The following is a 17,317-nucleotide window of genomic DNA, read 5'->3' as shown; positions in this document are numbered from 1 at the left end:
TTGAGTTCTCCAATATTGTAATTTTAATGGAAATCTCATCAATGTCATGGTCTTATTTTGGGGGGAAAGGTCAAACACATTAAAAAAAATTTCCTTATCCATGAAGAAATATATTTGGGTGTTGTATTTTGCTAAACGTGATCCCAGAGTAAGTTGGAAAGCAAAATTAGTGGTGTTTATAACCTTAGCTTACGCATTAAGCCCCATAGATCTTATTCCTGATTTCATCCCAATTTTAGGTTTTCTGGATGATCTATTAATTATACCGCTAGGTATTTACCTTACGATTAAATTAATACCTAAAGACATTTGGGATGAGTGTAATAGTCGCGCTGCAATAGCTATTAATAAGGGCGAATCATTGCCAAAAAGATGGGGATTTGCCGTGATTATTGTTCTATTGTGGCTATTCATTCTAGGAATAGTCGGAAGATGGCTATGGAATGCCTATTTGATTTAAACTTAAGAAAATATTTTTTAACACCGTCATGTAATTTTGCAGATCTTATTTCAATTTATGTTATTTCAATCCAAGTGTATTTATAGCTTGTTTTATCAGGAGAGATTATAGATGAGGCGCTTTCGACTAATTTCCCCAACTATCGCAGCACTTGGTGCTGCAATGTTCTTTGGAGCCAGTACGCCTTTTGCTAAACAACTTGTGGGACAGGTATCCCCCGTACTGCTTGCGGGATTATTGTATGCGGGTAGCGGGATCGGATTAATTTTAACGCGTTTAGTTAAAGACCGGGGCTGGAGTCATTCAGGACTATTAAAAGTTGATTGGTTGTGGCTAATCGCTGCCATCAGCTTTGGTGGAATTTTGGGACCAATATTGTTACTGTTTGGCCTACAGCAAACAAGTGCTGCAACTGCGTCACTACTATTGAACCTTGAAGCCGTACTCACCGCGTTATTAGCCTGGGTAGTTTTTAAGGAGAGCACAGCTTCTCGAATTGTACTTGGTATGATTTTTATTGTAGCTGGTGGCATTCTATTATCTTGGCCACAAGGTGAAGCCACCCAACAAAATATGCCAGGAGCTTTAGCCATTGCGGGAGCATGCCTATGTTGGGCGATTGACAATAATTTTACCCGTAAAGTTTCTGCCGGCGATCCATTGTTCATTGCGGGAAGTAAAGGGCTCGTTTCAGGCATCGTGAATATAAGCCTTGCCCTTGGTTTAAATATGACACTCCCTTCTGGGCTAGTAGTAGGTTACGCTTTTCTAGTCGGTTTTATTGGCTATGGAATCAGCTTGGTTCTATTTGTACTGGCTTTACGGGGACTTGGTACAGCAAGAACAGGAGCTTATTTTTCAACAGCTCCTTTTATTGGGGCGGCAATTGCCATTCTGTTTTTTCAAGAAACACCCTCAATTTTGTTTTGGCTTGCCGCAAGCTTAATGGGAATTGGCGTATGGCTACATCTCACGGAACACCATGTCCACGGACATACGCATGAACTACTTAACCATGAACACAATCATATTCATGATAAACATCACCAACATACCCATGACGTTCCTTGGGATGGTGAGGAGCCCCATACTCATCCACATCATCATGATGCTATAAAACATTCACATCCGCATTATCCAGATATTCATCATAGGCACGACCATTCTTGAGACTGGTTAATCCTGTGCCTGCGCTGATGCGGTTTGTGACATTTTTAGAAATTCAACTTAAAAAGCCTGGGTAAATGCTAAGATTCATTCCCTCGCTGCCTTGCTTTATAATCAATCACTGGAATGACCATAAGTGATAATTACTCTAGAATTATTGTAGGGAGCAAATATACTGTAGTATGCGCCTCATTTTATTAAGTTAGAAATTTCATGCCAAAGTCTTATTCTTTTTTAATAGTAGAGCCTTCATTGGCAGCACGAATCGTTATTCGCTCACAATTCTTGGATCTGGAGCATCACATAGATTTGGCTTGGGATTTTGAATCTGCAATGGAGTACATAACCGCTAAGCTATACGATCTTATTTTAATTGATATAAACCTTAATCATCGAAACACTTTGATTCATCAAATTAAGAACAATTGGCATATTAGCAAAGAAGCACCTATTATGGGTTTATCTTCATACGAAGATTATGCATTATCAGAAGAGAAGAAGGAGCGAGTCTTTCGTAAGCCCTTCACTAAAAAAGATGTAATAAAAATTATTGAGTTCCTAAATAATTCGAAAAGGAACCATTAAATCATTTCTTTAAACTAGACAAGGAGAAGCCTAATGTTTAAAAAATTATTAATTATCAGCAGTCTTGCGCTTACTATTACAATCCCTAATACACTTTGGGCAAAAGAGAATTGTGCTTGTATGATGGGCTCAATGACCAAATGCCAAAGTGCCATGGATCAAATGATGATGGAGAAGCTAGGTAAGAAAGATAATCAATACGATAAACGCTTCATTGATATGATGATACCTCACCACGAAGCTGCCATTATGATGGCAGAAGATGCTTTAAAAAATGCAACACATCCTGAAATCAAAGAAATGGCTCAGAAAATCATTGACACCCAACAAAAAGAAATTGAGCAATTAAAAACATGGCGTAATCAATGGTATGCAAATGAACCATCAAAAGGAGAGTAGCATGTCCCACCAACAGTATGAGGCCTGTATTAAAGCCTGCCAAAAATGTGTGGCTGAATGTGAGCATTGCGCAACAGCTTGCAGCGAAGATGACAACCGTAAAGACCTAGCCTGTTGTATTACATTGGATCGTGATTGTGCAGCAATCTGCGCCCTTGCAGCAGAGATGATGGCCAGGGGTTCATCCTTTGCTAAAGAAATTTGTGGATTATGTGCTACAATTTGCCGTGCTTGCGGCGATGAATGCAGTAAGCATCAGCACATGGAACACTGCAAGCGATGTGCCGATGCATGTTATCAATGTGCTGAAGAATGCGAAAAAATGGCTTAATGTTCAAGCTCCTTGCAGATAGTGCAATGGGGCTTACAACGAATGGTGCATCATTAATTTTGGCAATTTAAAATCGCGATAACTCACTAGGGTCATCATGCCCGTTTCTTGATGATACAGCATATGGCAATGCATCATCCAATTACCAGGATTATCAGTATCGAATTGAATGTTCACTGTTGATTTCGGCAACACGATGACCGTATCGTGCAATAGACCATTTCTTATTTTTTTACCATCAATCTCAGTGACTTCAAATACATGACCATGCAAATGCATAGGATGAGCCATGGTGGTTTTATTGTTAAAGACCATTTCGACGCGTTTATTTCCATCAACGATTAAAGGTTTAATGTCTGGCCATTTTTGGTTATTAATAGTCCATACATAGCGCATCATATCGCCTTCTAAATTAACGGTTAAGATTTGGCCTGGTGTTTTATCAGGTAGTGGGTGTAATGCTTTAAATTGAAACTCCTGATCATAGTTTAAAGCCCCGGCTTTACTTGAACTTTTTTCATTTAGTTTAGGAATAATCGCTTTAGGCGTTGCGAGTATTAAACCCGTTTGCATCTGCGTCCCCTCGCCTTGAGCAAGAATTGGATATGCTGCTTCACCCTGGGGAATAGTCACCAGGACATCAAGTCGTTGTCCAACAGCCAGTTGAAATTGCTCCGATTGTACCGGTTGAATCGATTGGCCATCGAGTGCGATTGCCTCTCCTTTCAAAATACCTGTATTTATAAAAAAATTGGACATTGCAGAACCCGCAATGAAACGTAATCGAACAGTGTCTCCTGGATGAACGGGAACGATTTGAGGATTTTTTAAAGTTTTATAATTGGTGAGAAAAGCATCATAATTGACATCATTTAAATCAGGTGCCGCATTATCCATAGGCATAGAAGACATCCCACTGCCATGATGCATGTGGGTCATTTGCCCTTTTTTTAACTCACTTAGAATCACTTCTGGTTTTTTAAAACTAAAATCTCCGATAAATAAAGTAACCTCTTTATCACTCACCTTATCGTTTGGATCAGCAATAATCAAAGGCGCTGATAAAAATTGCTGTACTTGTAAATCATGATGCGAATGCATCCAATAAGTCCCTGACTGTTTAAGTAAGAAATGATAATGATACTCGCCGCCTGGGGGAATAGGTGCTTGCGTCACATAAGGTACCCCATCTTGATCATTAGGAACAATAAGACCATGCCAATGTAAGACGGTGGGCTTATCCGTTTGATTTTTTACAATCGCATCAAATACTTGACCTTTGACCCCCTTATATCCCCATGTGCCATCGGGCTGTTCGATGCGGAACAACTCGGCTGGTTTACCATCCACTTCGGTTTGGAACTTTTTAATCAATAATACTGTAGGATCAGTCGTTTTATGAGGAACAAGCTCTTGATTTGCAAGAGCTTGTCCTAAAAACAGCGTACTTAATAGTACTCCATGAACGCAATAAAACAATTTCATCAATGTAATCCTTAATTAGACTGTGAGGTTTGATAAAGCGCGCGTAATTGCGTTAATATCTTTTCCAATTTATCCCAATTCGCCTGAGTCCCCTCTTTATCGTTGGCATCTCCCGTTTTATCAAGGCGTGTAGCCAACTGCGCAACAAAGTTTAAATTACTTTGTAATGATTTTTTCTGCTCATCAGATAAGTCCATACTTAAAGGGGGTAGTGCGTTGACTAAATCGCGAATGGCAAACGCATGCTCATGAATTGAGGTTAACTGGTTTTCTTTTAATGATTGATTAATGGAAGCAGCCTGCCCATCAATAGCCTTCCAAATCTCAGGTATTGTGGAAGGAATAGCTACTTTAGAAACTTCCGCAGTATTGGCAAAGAGTCCCAAAGGCATGGTCCAAATAAAAAGGCTCATGATTAAACTAAGCCATACCGATTTTTTATTGCATTGCTGTGTTTTCATGGTGTTTCTCCTGGTTGATTATCCTTTAAAGCGATTCGTTTTTCTCGCCATTGTTCAATGGCGTTATAGACGGTCGGGACTACAAACATATTAAGTACGGTTGATGTTAATAACCCGCCTAACAGCACCTGGGCTAAAGGACGCTCCAATTCTTTACCGGCAGGTGAGCCCCAAAGCAGGGGGAAAAGCCCCAGTGCTGCGGTGGCGGCGGTCATCAGCACTGGCACTAATCTATCAAGCGTACCATCAATCACCACTTGCTCGCGTGTTTTTCCCTGCAAACGCAATTGATTGTAATGGCTAACCAAAATAATCCCATTGCGCGCTGCAATTCCAAATAAGGTAATAAAACCAATCATGGCGGCCACACTCATCTCGCCACTGGCGATAAAGAGCGATATGACTCCGCCAATTAATGCTAAGGGTAAATTAAACATCACCAATAAGGCTTCTCTAAAGGTACCGAAGGCTTTATGCAGCAAAATAAGCATAATAAAAATAACTAAAGCGCCAAAGGTAAGAATCACTTTGGATGCCTGCTGTTGACTTTCAAATTGACCGCCGTATTGAATGAAGTATCCCGCAGGCAGTTTAATCTTCTCTTGCACCTCTTGTTCAACATCGGCAATCACACTGCCTAAATCACGTCCTTGCACGTTAAAACCAATCACTAATAGCCGCTGCACATTTTCCCGATTAATCGCAAAAGGTTGTGGTTCTACTTTAATTTCAGTAACCGCGCGCAAAGGAATTTGGCTTAAATTTGCTTCAGCTTGTCCGTGCGCATCAATGAGCATGTTTTGAATGGCTTTAATGCTGTCGCGCCCCGGCTCATCCATACGAAGGTATAAATCAAACGTACGCTGGCCTTCTAAAACACTCGAAACACTCACGCCATTTAAAAGCACTTGCACGTCTTCAGAAATCTGCCCCACATTCACGCCGTACCGTGCGGCTTTTTCACGGTCAATTTTAATAATGACCTGCGGTACATTAATTTGCTGCTCTTTGTTCACATCGACCACCCCTGGAACCGATTTTAAGACAGCCTCTAACGATTGTCCTAACTCATTTAAAGTGGATAAATTATCACCAAATAGCTTCACCGCCACTTGCGCACGAACCCCAGAGAGCACTTCATCCATACGATGGGCAATAAATTGCCCGACATTAAACACAGTCCCTGGAATATTGGCTAAATCAGCGCGAATACGTCGTAATAACTCATCGGGAGGCATGGATTTATTTTTATCAAAATCAAGACGCAAATCAAATTCACTGACATTAGGCGGTAGTGCATCTTCATCCAACTCACTGCGTCCGGCACGCTGAGCAATTGAGATGACTTGCGGATAACGCATTAAGGTTTTTTGCACCTGTTGTCCTAAACGCATGGATTCTTCTAACGACGTGCCCGGCAAAGTACTCATGGCTACAATGAAATTTCCTTCATGAAATTCAGGTAAAAACGAAGTACCAAAAAAAGGAAGTAAAGCGAGCGCAAATAAAAATGCGGCCAGAGACATCGCAACTACCGCTTTAAAATGTGCCAAAGACCAGTGTAAGGCAGTTAAAAAATGTCCCTTAAGCCACCGGACAAAACGGGTTTCAGACTCAGCATTATGTTCTGTCTTTTGCTCAACCCCATAATGACGCTCGCGTTGGGACAACGCATGCAAGCTCACCTCAGCATCTTCCTTTTTTTCTTGGCTTCGAACCAATAAGAGATAACAAAGTGCCGGCACCATAGTAATGGACACCACAAGCGAACCCAATACCGAAGCAATATAAGCAATGGCCAAGGGACTAAAAATACGCTCAGCAATACCTGATAGAAAGAAAATCGGTAAAAAAACAAGGCTTATAATGACGGTGGCGTAAACAACGGAACTTCGTATCTCAAGCACGGCATCAAAAACGACTTCAATTGCAGGTAGTGGATTAATTTCTTGGCGGTTCACTCTTAAGCGATGCACCACATTTTCTACGGTAATGATGCCATCATCCACCACTTCCCCAATGGCAATTGCCATCCCACCTAGCGTCATCGAGTTAATGCCAATGCCAAAATAGTGCAATACCAATAAACCAATGACAAAAGATACCGGCATGGAAAGAAATGTAATAAACGAAGCGCGCCAATTCATCAAAAACAAAAACAGTACGGCGATAACAATAATCGCGCCCTCCAAAAGTGCGCGGGTTAAATTATGAATCGCAGACTCGATAAAATTGGCTTGTCGAAAGACTTCGGTTTTAAGCGCAACACCCGCGGGCAGTGTTTGCTTGATGTTCTTTAAAGCCTGCTCCACTTTAGCAGTCGTTGTCACCGTATCAGCACCATAGGCTTTGGAAATCGTGCCAATCACCGCAGGCTTTGTATTATAAGCGCCATCTCCACGCTTAATTTCTCCACCAAAGGCGACGATTGCCACGTTATTGATGGTAATGGGAACTCCTTTTCGCACCGTAATCGCGGTTTTTCTAATGTCCTCCAGGGATTGGATTCGACCAACCGTTCCTACCACAAGCTCGCTTCCTGCCTGGTGCACGAAAGCACCAGGTACATTTTGGTTGGCGGTGGTTAATGCTTGGCGCACTTCTTCAATGGTTATACCATAGGCAAGCATGCGTTCAGGAATTAACCGCACCTGGTATTGTTTCACTTCACCACCCAGTGATACCACTGAAGCAACCCCACCTAAGGCCAAAATCCTGGGCCTAATCGTCCAATCCGAAATTGTGCGCAAGGTTTCTGGGCTTGCAGTATCACTGATTAAGGCGTATTTAACAAGCCAACCCACAGCTGAGGTCACAGGAAGCATCACCGGCGGATTAACCCCAGGTGGAAGTCTGTTGCTCATTTGTTGAATACGCTCATTAACCAGTTGTCGGTTACGGTAAATATCGGTTCTATCATCAAAAACCACTGTAATTGTCGATAAGCCAACAGAGGTTTTTGAGCGCACGCTAGCCACCCCTGGGGTGCCGTTAATGGCACTTTCCAAAGGGTAGGTGATGAGCGTTTCGACATCTTGCGTTGCCATGCCCGGTGCTTCAGTTTGTACCACTACCTGTGGTGGTGCAAACTCAGGAAACACATCCACTGGCATTTGTTTTAAGGTGTAACCACCTAAAAGACAAAGAACCAGTGTTAAGGCTAGAATCAAAAAACGATTATGCAACGACCAGGCAATTAAGCGCGTAAACATTAGTGAGATTCCTTATCGCCGGTTTTTTTGCTGCCACTACCACTTAAAGACAAGGTGTATAATTCACGATTTCCTTGAGTCACAACCGCATCCCCCGGCACCAACCCGTCTTTAATTTCGGTGTACTTCTCATCACGAGCCCCGAGACTGATCACCGTTCGGTCATAGGTGGTGCCATTCTTAACAAATACAAAGGTGGCGTTGTCAATTTCAAGTACGGCATTATTAGGGATCGTAAGCGCACCTTCTGTAAAGCGCAAAACCACATTAGCACGTACAAACATGCCAGGCTTTAATAATCCTTCTTTGTTATCAAGACTGATTTGTACATTCACACTGCGCGTTAAGGGATCTAAATTGGGCTCAATTAACGTAACTTTGCCTGAAAAAATTCGATTTGGATAACTTAAAACATGGACATTAACGTTTTGTCCTCGTTTAATCTTACCTAAATCTTCTTCATACACTTGGGCAATGGCCAGCAATTGGTCGCGGTTACTGATGTGAAACAAAACGGTATTAGGCTCTACTGCTTGGCCTAAGTTCACGTTGCGTGCATCGATAACACCTGAAATGGGTGCTTTTACCGCAACACTGGGTGGAGGGTCTCCAACGAGACGCGATTGCACGGTAGCTACAACTTGTCCTTTGGTTACCGTATCACCTAGATTGGCAACAATATCAGTCACTGCACCACTAATACGCACGCTAACATCGGCTTGAGCATTGGGTAACAATTGGATTTGACCATTTAACGTCAAAAACTCAGCCATTGGGCGCGCTGTGGCTTCAGATACTTCAATACCCAGCATCGTGGTTTGTTCAGGTGTTAATGTAACCGCCTGTGCAGGGCCTGAGGTATTTACTTCAATTTCATCCCCATGCGCGATAAGAAGTGATGAATGCAAAAGGATTCCCAGCAAAAAAACTAACCGCACTCTTTGGCGGGTACTATGAGTTCCATGAATCATTTAGTCGTGTCCTTAGTGAAAGATAAATAAGAGCACAACTCGCTTGAATGCGGTGCTCCAATAGCCGTACATAAGGCAACATACGATTGAAAATATTGCCCCACGGTCGTTAAGTAAGCCATCTGCACATCGTTTTGTTGCCGTTGAACCTGTAAGACATTAAGAAAAGAGACTTGCCCATTTTGATACGCTTCACGGGCAAGTGTCACATTCTCAAGTCCTAAACGAAGAGAGGTTCCTTGCGTTTGTACCACACTTATTTTAAGCGCATTTAGCTGACCGTAATTGCTGGTGACTTCAGTTTCAATAGCAAGATTTAAGGCATCAATGGCCATCATTGCCTGAGCACCTGTAGCGCCCGCCTCTAAAATTCGTCCCTGATTACGATTCAGTATCGGCAGGGGAATCGATAACGAAACACCTAAAGTGCGGTCGGCTTGTTGAGGTGGGGCACCTTCTACCACAATTTTATCTTGCTGTACGCCAACACCTAAATTCCAATCGGCAAAGCGTTCGGCTTGTGCCAAGCGCCTATCAGCCAATGCACGCTGTTCTGCGAGTAATAAGCCTCGCCGGTCAGGACGATTATTGAGTGCATGATTGATTAGACTTCCTAAAGAAGGAAGACCTTTCGCTATCCTAATCGTTTTCTCAACGTGCAACGACGCATTAGGTGCGCGTCCAATAAGTTGATTTAATAGCGCATATTGGCTAATCAGTTGGCTTTTTAATAGTTGTTTTTCTTGTTTGATTCGTGCGTATTCGATGCGAGCTGAATTATCATCCAATTTAGAAATTTCAGCTGCATGGTAGCGATTATGAATGACACGTACTAATTCTTGATTAATACCTTGTAAATAATTAAGTTGTTGCATCCGATTTTCTGCAACCACCACCGTATAAAACGCATTGGCGACTTTTGCACTGAGTTGGCGTGTCGCCTCAAACACTTCCGCCTGCGCGCGAAGAATATCAATACGTGCAACCGTTTTTTGTCTGCCTATTCGGCCTGAAATGGGAAAGGCCTGGTTAAAATTGATGCTGCGAGAATACTCCCCTTCGTTATTAAATAACCTGTCATCATTATTATTTAAATTCAAACTAGGATTAGACCATAACCCTGACTGCACGAGACGTGCTTCGGCAATAGCAATGGCAAAACGTGCTGCCTTTAAATCCTTATTATTTTGAATACCCAACTGCGTAAGCTCTTTAAGACCTAAAGGAGGCTTTGCATACCCCAAGAGAGGTATCAGCGCGATAACACCCATCAAAAAACACGTGAATCCCCAATTCTGTTTTATCATGTATACTCTATCCCTAAAATGACATTCCCTTCATTGCTATTCTATCATGACAGTTTATGACGTAAACGCAACGCATTGACAATCACTGACACGGAACTGAGTGCCATGGCAGTACCGGCTATAATCGGGTTAAGCAACAACCCTGTAAGTGGATAAAGAACGCCTGCCGCGACCGGCACGCCCAGTGCATTATAAAAAAAGGCAAAAAAGAGGTTTTGATGAATATTTTGTACCGTATGCACTGATAATTCGTAGGCTTCTAAAAGTTTGCTTAAATCACCTGATAATAAGGTCATGCCAGCGCTTTCAATCGCCACATCACTACCGGTTCCCATCGCAATGCCAATGTCGGCTTTTGCCAGCGCAATGGCATCATTAACCCCGTCCCCCACCATGGCAACCACATGTCCTTTTTGTTGCAGCTTGCGAATTACGTTGCTCTTTTCATCGGGCAGCACCTCAGCAATGACTTCTTGAATACCAACTTGTTGGGCTACCGCTTTAGCTGTCATGGCATTATCACCGGTGAGCATGATGACTTGAATGCCCTTTTTTATTAAGGAGGCGACCGCATGTTGGCTCGACTCTTTAATAGGGTCGGCTACCATAAAGACACCGGCTAATTGTTTATTGACCGTCATATAAATCACAGTAGCTCCCTCTTTTTGTGCTGTTAATGCCGCATCAGGAATCTCATCACCAGGAACAGACAACCAATGGGCATTGCCAATGGCAATAATCGCATCATTGATTTTGGCTTGAGCGCCTTTACCTCTGACTGCAATAAAATCTGTGGCCTCTTCCAAATTAATTTGGCGTTTTAGCGCTTCATCACGTAAGGCTTTAGCCAGTGGATGTTCACTATGACGCTCAAGGGATGCCGCAAGACGCAGCAGTTCATCTTCTTGCCAATTCATACTTGGGATAATTTGGGTTAACGCTGGATGGCCTTGAGTCAATGTTCCTGTTTTATCCACAACAAGTGTGTCGACTTTTCGTAATAGCTCTAAAGAAGCTGCGTTTTTAATCAAGATACCACGTCGTGCGCCTTCACCAATCCCCACCATGATTGACATAGGCGTTGCAAGCCCCAAAGCACAAGGGCAGGCAATAATCAGTACGGAAATAGCAGCAATTAGTCCATAACTTAAAGAAGGCTCAGGCCCTATTAAAAACCAGACGAGAAACGAAAGCCCTGCAATCCCTAAAACCAATGGCACAAACCAGGCTGAAACAGCATCAGCCAACCGTTGAATAGGAGCTTGAGTGCGTTGCGCTTCGCTGACTTGGGTAATAATACGAGCAAGTAACGTATCTTTGCCCACCTGGGCGGCTTTTATAATGAAGCTTCCTTGTTGATTGAGTGTCCCGCCAATGACGTGATTGCCTATTTCTTTTGCAACAGGCATAGGCTCACCGGTTAGCATGGACTCATCGACATCGCTTTGACCCTGAATCAACTCCCCATCAACCGGGATTTTTTCACCCGGACGCACTAGTAATCTGTCCCCTACGCGCACCTCATCAAGCGTAATATCCTCCTCTTTGTCGTGATCATTTAATCGGTGAGCGACTGTAGGATTTAAATGAAGCAACGCGCGAATAGCATCCCCTGTGCGCTCTCGCGCCTTCAACTCCAATACTTGACCTAAAAGCACCAGAGTCGTAATGACTGCTGCCGCTTCGAAATATACCGGAATCATCCCATTTTCTTGCAAATGAAGTGGAAACCATTGGGGGAAAATAACTACTACTAAACTATACCCCCAGGCAACTCCCGTACCTAAAGCAATTAGAGTAAACATATTCAATCGTTGTGATCGAAGCGATTGCCAACCTCGAAGGAAGAATGGCCAGCCGCAACCCCAAACCACCATAGTGGCCAGCATTACTTGAAGCCATAAGGATAAGGACACTGGAATCGATGTGCTCAACCAGTGTTCACCCATCGCTAAGATTACAATGGGAATACTGGCGATAAAGGCCACAATGAAGCGCCAAAACATGTCCTGATATTCAGGGTTTTTTTGCTCTGTTATACTCACTTGCTCAGGCTCAAGAGCCATACCGCAAATGGGACAAGTACCTGGTTTGTCTTGGCGTATTTGCGGATGCATTGGGCAGGTATACATTGTAGTTCCTGTCTCTTTATCAACACTGGACGCAGGAGGGTTTTTATGTTGATGAGCGCAACAACTGTGCTCCTCTTTGGTGTGCTCAGTTTTGTGGTTATGTGTACTCATCATTCACCTCAATCGTATTTTTTAAGCAATCCCATTATTTCATCCATTTTTTCCTGACGCGATTCCTGACTGCCATGGCAAGCAACCTCATTAAGACAATTTAAAACATGGCGCTCAAGCACGCCGAGCTCAATTGTTTTTACAGCATTTCGAACGGCACGCAATTGCGACAAAATATCCACACAATAACGCTGCTCTTCAATCATCCGCTTAATGCCTTCAAGCTGACCTATAGCTCGATTTAGTCGGGACAATTCACTATGATGTTCAGGAAGTTTGGGCATGACATGTTCTCCAGCATACCCTTATAGGTATATACCTATAAGGGTATGCTGTCAATCAACCCATTAAAACTCAATGAGATACATTTCTAAAAAGATGACAACTAAGGATTGATAATCGTAAATATTCTAATGTTAGTTTTTGGAGTGATTAGGGGCAGATAACGCATGGCTGTATAGACAAACAGAGTTTTTGCTCTTCTTTTGCTTCGCCGCATAACAGGCAATATCGGCTTTTTTTATGACTTCATTGATGGAAGACGAGTGCTTATTCAACACTGCAATACCTATAGAACACCCAGTCAATTGCACGTTATCTTGGCTCAATTGCGTGGCTCTTCGGACAATATCCGAAGCAATTTTTTGAGCATCCTCAATCGCAATATGCTCCATTAGTACAATAAATTCATCCCCACCATAGCGGCAGACTAAATCTTCTTTTCGTAAACGCCGTTTTAGGAGTTGAGTGAATTGCTGTAATGCTTTATCCCCTATGTCATGACCATGATTATCATTAATCGCTTTAAAACCATCCATATCAATAAAGAGTATCACCAACATCCCCTCATCCAGTTTAATTTTCTGAAAACGGTGATTCAAAACCTCTAATAAATAATCTCGAGTTAAACACTCAGTCAAACTATCGAGTGTACTGCGCTGTTTTAATAATTCATACCGCAGGGTGATGTCATCCATTAACTCCATTTTATTCATGGTGTTCGTCATTAAATTGCAGGATAAATACACATAAACGCCTCCAAGAAGAAAGAGTGTGGCATACCAATAATTAAGACAATGGGGATCGTAATAAATGCCATAGACGATACAGCCGGCATAACTTAAAATAAAAAAAGCAATAAGTAACAGATAAGAAATCCATTGCACACGATAATAAAGGGTTTGTCGCAGTAATCTAAAAATTAAAAATGCGCCTGAACCAAGAAACCCAATGCCTAAAATAATCATACTGACCGGTATCAATAGCATCTTATCAACTTAAATGTTTCTCTACTGAAAGCATAGTAGTAAGTCCTTATTTTTGCATTGCTCTTCAAATGAGGGGATGCATTGAGCCAAGAATGGGTGCTTATTAACTAAACCATTGACTCAGTCACAGGCCATAGATATTCTTAAATTATTCATTCCACCAGTTGTCTATCGTACACAGTGACGAAGCATTGAAAAATTACCTGACTCATGAGATGTTAAAAGAATTGTTAACCTTAATGACTCAGGAACTTCCCATTTGATTTGGAATGCATGAAAAAAGCCTTGAGGCTTTTGATTATCCACTGATTGAAAAACAGCTCAGGATTATTTGATGTACTTTTATAATCAGGAAGTAAGTACTATAGAAGAAACCATCACCTATATTGAGGGCTGGCTGCAAAGGGATACACCATGAATAAAAAATTGTTTTATACACTGGAGCGCGAGTGTTTAATTTATTTATCCAAAAAAGAGGTAACACTTGAACTGCTTCGCCCGCTAATTAACGAATTTCTTTCCACACAACCAGAGCATCTACTGTTAATCCTGGCCAAAGAAGAGCAAACGACTGATGCAGTCAGTGATGTAATCGCCCATCAATTCACCGATGCCCATGATATTTTAATTCATCGAGTGATACACCACCTTAACGACCTGCTTTATGAAACCATCAAGCCTTATTATTTCCAGAATAAATGCTAATAAAAATCCACTCATCTCCTGATAACAAAAGCCATCAGGAATCAGTTTATGTCTTCCCCTTCTCTTTCTTTAATTGTTCCTGTTTTCTTAAATAAATTTCCTGCCTGTTAATGCTCACCTGTTTAGGCGCATCAATTCCCAATTTAAAATTTCCAGGTTCATGAGTTTTAAAAGGGGTAATCACCACCTTTTGATTGTTCTCTAACGTAATAATTAACTCAGATTCAAAAGCTACTGTTCTTATTTCCATATTGGTTTACTCGTTTTAGTTCAAAATAATTGCAAAAAAACACCGGTTATACTACAGCAACCATCTGTGTCCTATGGGTAGAAGCAGGAAAAAATGGAGGTTCTTTTTTAATTGCATAAAACCCATTAAGGCTTGGCTTAACCTCATTACTGAACTCCTGCACCTCATTGGATTGTTCTGCATCCAGTTGCTCCAGACGAATAATCTGTTGTTCCTGCCTGTCTAACAATGTGCGATACCTTTGATTGCTTTGTTCTAATTGTTTCGTAACCACTGCGAGTTTGCGTTCGGCCTCACATATTCGTTCCGCAACTTGATCAAAACTTTTTTCTTTATTGGTAAGAAACTCATTGAGTCTTAATTGAAATGAAGTTCTTTGTTCTTCATCTGCAATGACCGTTTTTGATAAGGCCTCCACGGTACTTCTCAGAACGAGGGTAATCGATTGTGCCTGGTCAACCTCTTTACCCATTTTTAGTTTAATGTCTTCAAGTTCTTTAATTTTATCAGATAGCTGATTCTGATTGTCTTTATACGCCAGAACAACCTGCTCTAATTCCTTTTGAGTGTTTTCTAAAACTTGAGACTGTTCCTCAATAGAGCCTTTAAGCGTTTTGGCAGTCAATTCGAGTTCAATCTGAGTTAAACGCAGTGCCTTTTCGGTATCATTCAATTCACTGATTTGTGACTTTAATGTCTTAATTTGCTCACAAAATTGTTGAACACTCTCGGATAGACGTTCATTTTCTTTCTGAAATGCATCAATTTCAATGGCCAGTTGTTCGCGCAAGAGGTCTAAAGTTGAAATAACGGTATCCAGCAGCTCAACAAGACTTGAAATTCCTGCATTTAATTGTTCGCTATTGTCTGTATTTTGACTCTGATGATTATCCAAAAGGAAACTGCTTGCTGTATAAACAATTGCTGTAACAATACTGAGCGTAATAAGGGCTGCAAGATTTGCCATGAGCCCAGTCAACAAAAGAGGTACGGTAAGCACTGCACCTGCGGTAATTTTTTGCCATAAAGGGATTTTATTCCACAAATTGGCAGCCCTCGATAATAGACTTGGATTTTGGTTCATCGCTTGAATCAATTGATTCAGATCTACCTTGATTTTTTGTATTTTATTTTGAGTCGTTACAATCTTCTCAAAACGTTCTTTATCTTTTTTTGTTTTCTGAGCGCGAGTGTCCTGCTCCATGTGTTCTGATTGATGGATATCAGAAGCCAACTCAAGTTCCACTTTTTGATACGACATGATTCTTCCTTACAACGAATGGGTCATCCACTTTTTTTAAATCGAAATGGTGTCACCTGATTATCAGATTAAGCTTACGATAAGCAGGGTAACGGATAACCTCTTAATTATTGAGTTAATTACCAGTACCTTTTTTACGTATTGGATTGAGGTGTATCTGCGGTTTTTGAAGCAGCGTATAAAAACCGTGAAAATAAGGTCTTAACGTTGCTTATTGAGGGGGGAAATTGATTTTTAATATTCAGAATGTTACTCATTACCACGTTTCCTTAATTTGGTTTGAAACAACAATCAACCGAGCGCTTTTCCTGGAACGGTTAAATCTTGATCATTCTATCGAATAAATTGTGTTCAGTCATTCTTTTTTTAGTGACTCACTTTTATTGATGATATTACAGGCTTTAGGTTATCTGAATGGATGTTTTTTTGGATCCCACCAACCACCAAGAGGTTCGTTTTCATCAAAATACTCATGCACTTTTTTAAAGGAATATTGAGATAATTGTTCATATTCTGATTGGGGTAACAGCATATAGTCTTCTTCATCATCGATAATAGAGTTCAGCATCACTCCGACCAGGTGACATCCATGCCATTTTGCACGGGTAGCGCGATTTTTTCTTTTGGTGTTTTTATGACACCGTGCGGCAAAGGACTTTACTTCATCATTTAAGAAGGCATCAAGGTAATGGAAGGTTTTGTAAGCCAGCTGAACATGGTTTGGGTGGCCTGCAAACACGGTAGGTTGTCTATTTCCTGCGGTAATGGAGGCCGTGGTACAGCCAAAGATGTATCCTAAAAGAAAAATCAGTTCATCCTCGTAATCATCCATGGTGAGATTACCTACGTTAAACCCCTTACTGATCTCAAAGAGTTCAGGATTAAACTTTTGAGAAAAGAGTTTTTGATTTAAGAGTTCCTGACGGATTGAAAGCAGATGTGGTCCAATCTGGTGGCAATTGTCGGGTTTGGGGAGCAATGGAACAGCCAACCGACTTAAGGACTATATTGGTCTTTTAATATCTATAATTCGGTATGTTTCATTTTATAGGATTGTAAACTGTGAAGTTGTTCAAGTATTTTCATTGAATACAGATAGATAACCAATTTTTTTCATCATTAGTAATTAAGTTTTCAAATTAATCTAGGTCTGGTAATCTGGAACAAAATTCAGGAAAAATAAGAGCTATTCCGAATTGGTTTATTAACTCC

The 17,317-nt window shown here is 41.3% G+C and carries 17 protein-coding genes; 6 read left to right on the top strand and 11 right to left on the bottom strand.

Going from position 1 to position 17,317, the window contains the following annotated elements:
* The first annotated feature begins 100 nt into the window (after window positions 1-100).
* The 5 genes from BGO44_RS06405 to BGO44_RS06385 all read left to right on the top strand — a co-directional run bounded on the left by BGO44_RS06405 (window position 101) and on the right by BGO44_RS06385 (window position 2,942).
* Window positions 101-460: a YkvA family protein gene (locus BGO44_RS06405; protein ID WP_286822873.1), complete on the top strand. Its 360-nt coding sequence runs from the start codon at window positions 101-103 to the stop codon at window positions 458-460.
* A gap of 111 nt (window positions 461-571) precedes the next feature.
* Complete coding sequence (locus BGO44_RS06400) at window positions 572-1,630, top strand: DMT family transporter (RefSeq protein ID WP_286822872.1); 1,059 nt, start codon at window positions 572-574, stop codon at window positions 1,628-1,630.
* 210 nt (window positions 1,631-1,840) lie between these two features.
* Complete coding sequence (locus tag BGO44_RS06395; RefSeq protein ID WP_286822870.1) at window positions 1,841-2,212, top strand: response regulator; 372 nt, start codon at window positions 1,841-1,843, stop codon at window positions 2,210-2,212.
* A 33-nt stretch (window positions 2,213-2,245) separates the two neighbouring features.
* Window positions 2,246-2,611, top strand: a complete 366-nt coding sequence (locus BGO44_RS06390) for a DUF305 domain-containing protein (RefSeq protein ID WP_246067915.1) — start codon at window positions 2,246-2,248, stop codon at window positions 2,609-2,611.
* A 1-nt stretch (window position 2,612) separates the two neighbouring features.
* Entirely contained in the window at window positions 2,613-2,942 is a 330-nt protein-coding gene (locus BGO44_RS06385; RefSeq protein WP_135842597.1) for a four-helix bundle copper-binding protein, read from the top strand.
* Between the two features lie 33 nt (window positions 2,943-2,975).
* Here BGO44_RS06385 and BGO44_RS06380 read toward each other — a convergent pair whose 3' ends face one another.
* The 8 genes from BGO44_RS06380 to BGO44_RS06345 form a co-directional block, all read right to left on the bottom strand.
* Entirely contained in the window at window positions 2,976-4,427 is a 1,452-nt protein-coding gene (locus tag BGO44_RS06380) for a multicopper oxidase family protein (RefSeq protein WP_286822866.1), read from the bottom strand.
* An 11-nt stretch (window positions 4,428-4,438) separates the two neighbouring features.
* A complete protein-coding gene (locus tag BGO44_RS06375) occupies window positions 4,439-4,888 on the bottom strand; it encodes a transporter (RefSeq protein WP_135842595.1) in 450 nt (149 codons plus the stop codon).
* Window positions 4,885-8,100 carry an efflux RND transporter permease subunit gene (locus BGO44_RS06370; RefSeq protein ID WP_286822863.1) on the bottom strand — a complete coding sequence of 1,072 codons (3,216 nt, stop codon included), beginning with the start codon at window positions 8,098-8,100 and terminating at the stop codon, window positions 4,885-4,887. The genes BGO44_RS06375 and BGO44_RS06370 overlap by 4 nt, the downstream gene beginning before the upstream one ends.
* Window positions 8,100-9,071 (bottom strand): efflux RND transporter periplasmic adaptor subunit, encoded by a 972-nt coding sequence (locus BGO44_RS06365; RefSeq protein ID WP_286822861.1) that lies wholly within the window; start codon window positions 9,069-9,071, stop codon window positions 8,100-8,102. Before BGO44_RS06365 ends, BGO44_RS06370 begins: the two co-directional genes overlap by 1 nt.
* Window positions 9,068-10,378: a TolC family protein gene (locus BGO44_RS06360; protein WP_135842592.1), complete on the bottom strand. Its 1,311-nt coding sequence runs from the start codon at window positions 10,376-10,378 to the stop codon at window positions 9,068-9,070. Before BGO44_RS06360 ends, BGO44_RS06365 begins: the two co-directional genes overlap by 4 nt.
* 44 nt (window positions 10,379-10,422) lie before the next feature.
* A complete protein-coding gene (locus BGO44_RS06355; RefSeq protein WP_416338579.1) occupies window positions 10,423-12,624 on the bottom strand; it encodes a copper-transporting P-type ATPase in 2,202 nt (733 codons plus the stop codon).
* A 5-nt stretch (window positions 12,625-12,629) separates the two neighbouring features.
* Window positions 12,630-12,905: a metal-sensitive transcriptional regulator gene (locus BGO44_RS06350; RefSeq protein WP_061401123.1), complete on the bottom strand. Its 276-nt coding sequence runs from the start codon at window positions 12,903-12,905 to the stop codon at window positions 12,630-12,632.
* Between the two features lie 132 nt (window positions 12,906-13,037).
* Window positions 13,038-13,889, bottom strand: a complete 852-nt coding sequence (locus BGO44_RS06345) for a GGDEF domain-containing protein (RefSeq protein WP_286822859.1) — start codon at window positions 13,887-13,889, stop codon at window positions 13,038-13,040.
* Between the two features lie 414 nt (window positions 13,890-14,303).
* Here BGO44_RS06345 and BGO44_RS06340 point away from each other — a divergent pair, with 414 nt between their 5' ends.
* Window positions 14,304-14,594: a hypothetical protein gene (locus BGO44_RS06340; protein ID WP_061401121.1), complete on the top strand. Its 291-nt coding sequence runs from the start codon at window positions 14,304-14,306 to the stop codon at window positions 14,592-14,594.
* A 46-nt stretch (window positions 14,595-14,640) separates the two neighbouring features.
* Here BGO44_RS06340 and BGO44_RS06335 read toward each other — a convergent pair whose 3' ends face one another.
* From BGO44_RS06335 to BGO44_RS06325, 3 genes are all read right to left on the bottom strand, one after another.
* Window positions 14,641-14,844 (bottom strand): carbon storage regulator, encoded by a 204-nt coding sequence (locus BGO44_RS06335; RefSeq protein ID WP_061401120.1) that lies wholly within the window; start codon window positions 14,842-14,844, stop codon window positions 14,641-14,643.
* Window positions 14,845-14,890: 46 nt separating this feature from the next.
* On the bottom strand, window positions 14,891-16,105 hold the full coding sequence (locus tag BGO44_RS06330) for a LegC2/C7 family Dot/Icm T4SS effector (RefSeq protein ID WP_061401119.1): 1,215 nt from the start codon (window positions 16,103-16,105) through the stop codon (window positions 14,891-14,893).
* A 406-nt stretch (window positions 16,106-16,511) separates the two neighbouring features.
* Window positions 16,512-16,937, bottom strand: coding sequence for a DUF7168 domain-containing protein (locus tag BGO44_RS06325; protein WP_061401118.1), 426 nt, complete (start codon window positions 16,935-16,937; stop codon window positions 16,512-16,514).
* Window positions 16,938-17,317: the final 380 nt, after the last annotated feature.

It is taken from the genome of Legionella sp. 39-23 (assembly GCF_001897665.1).
Lineage (GTDB): Bacteria > Pseudomonadota > Gammaproteobacteria > Legionellales > Legionellaceae > Legionella > Legionella steelei.
This window is presented reverse-complemented; position numbering and strand designations above follow the sequence as displayed.

Coding starts and splice junctions, on each gene's coding strand:
- BGO44_RS06405 (WP_286822873.1), top strand. CDS start 101: ATGAAGAAATATATTTGGGTGTTGTATTTTGCTAAACGTGATCCCAGA.
- BGO44_RS06400 (WP_286822872.1), top strand. CDS start 572: ATGAGGCGCTTTCGACTAATTTCCCCAACTATCGCAGCACTTGGTGCT.
- BGO44_RS06395 (WP_286822870.1), top strand. CDS start 1,841: ATGCCAAAGTCTTATTCTTTTTTAATAGTAGAGCCTTCATTGGCAGCA.
- BGO44_RS06390 (WP_246067915.1), top strand. CDS start 2,246: ATGTTTAAAAAATTATTAATTATCAGCAGTCTTGCGCTTACTATTACA.
- BGO44_RS06385 (WP_135842597.1), top strand. CDS start 2,613: ATGTCCCACCAACAGTATGAGGCCTGTATTAAAGCCTGCCAAAAATGT.
- BGO44_RS06380 (WP_286822866.1), bottom strand. CDS start 4,427: ATGAAATTGTTTTATTGCGTTCATGGAGTACTATTAAGTACGCTGTTT.
- BGO44_RS06375 (WP_135842595.1), bottom strand. CDS start 4,888: ATGAAAACACAGCAATGCAATAAAAAATCGGTATGGCTTAGTTTAATC.
- BGO44_RS06370 (WP_286822863.1), bottom strand. CDS start 8,100: ATGTTTACGCGCTTAATTGCCTGGTCGTTGCATAATCGTTTTTTGATT.
- BGO44_RS06365 (WP_286822861.1), bottom strand. CDS start 9,071: ATGATTCATGGAACTCATAGTACCCGCCAAAGAGTGCGGTTAGTTTTT.
- BGO44_RS06360 (WP_135842592.1), bottom strand. CDS start 10,378: ATGATAAAACAGAATTGGGGATTCACGTGTTTTTTGATGGGTGTTATC.
- BGO44_RS06355 (WP_416338579.1), bottom strand. CDS start 12,624: ATGATGAGTACACATAACCACAAAACTGAGCACACCAAAGAGGAGCAC.
- BGO44_RS06350 (WP_061401123.1), bottom strand. CDS start 12,905: ATGCCCAAACTTCCTGAACATCATAGTGAATTGTCCCGACTAAATCGA.
- BGO44_RS06345 (WP_286822859.1), bottom strand. CDS start 13,889: ATGCTATTGATACCGGTCAGTATGATTATTTTAGGCATTGGGTTTCTT.
- BGO44_RS06340 (WP_061401121.1), top strand. CDS start 14,304: ATGAATAAAAAATTGTTTTATACACTGGAGCGCGAGTGTTTAATTTAT.
- BGO44_RS06335 (WP_061401120.1), bottom strand. CDS start 14,844: ATGGAAATAAGAACAGTAGCTTTTGAATCTGAGTTAATTATTACGTTA.
- BGO44_RS06330 (WP_061401119.1), bottom strand. CDS start 16,105: ATGTCGTATCAAAAAGTGGAACTTGAGTTGGCTTCTGATATCCATCAA.
- BGO44_RS06325 (WP_061401118.1), bottom strand. CDS start 16,937: ATGGATGATTACGAGGATGAACTGATTTTTCTTTTAGGATACATCTTT.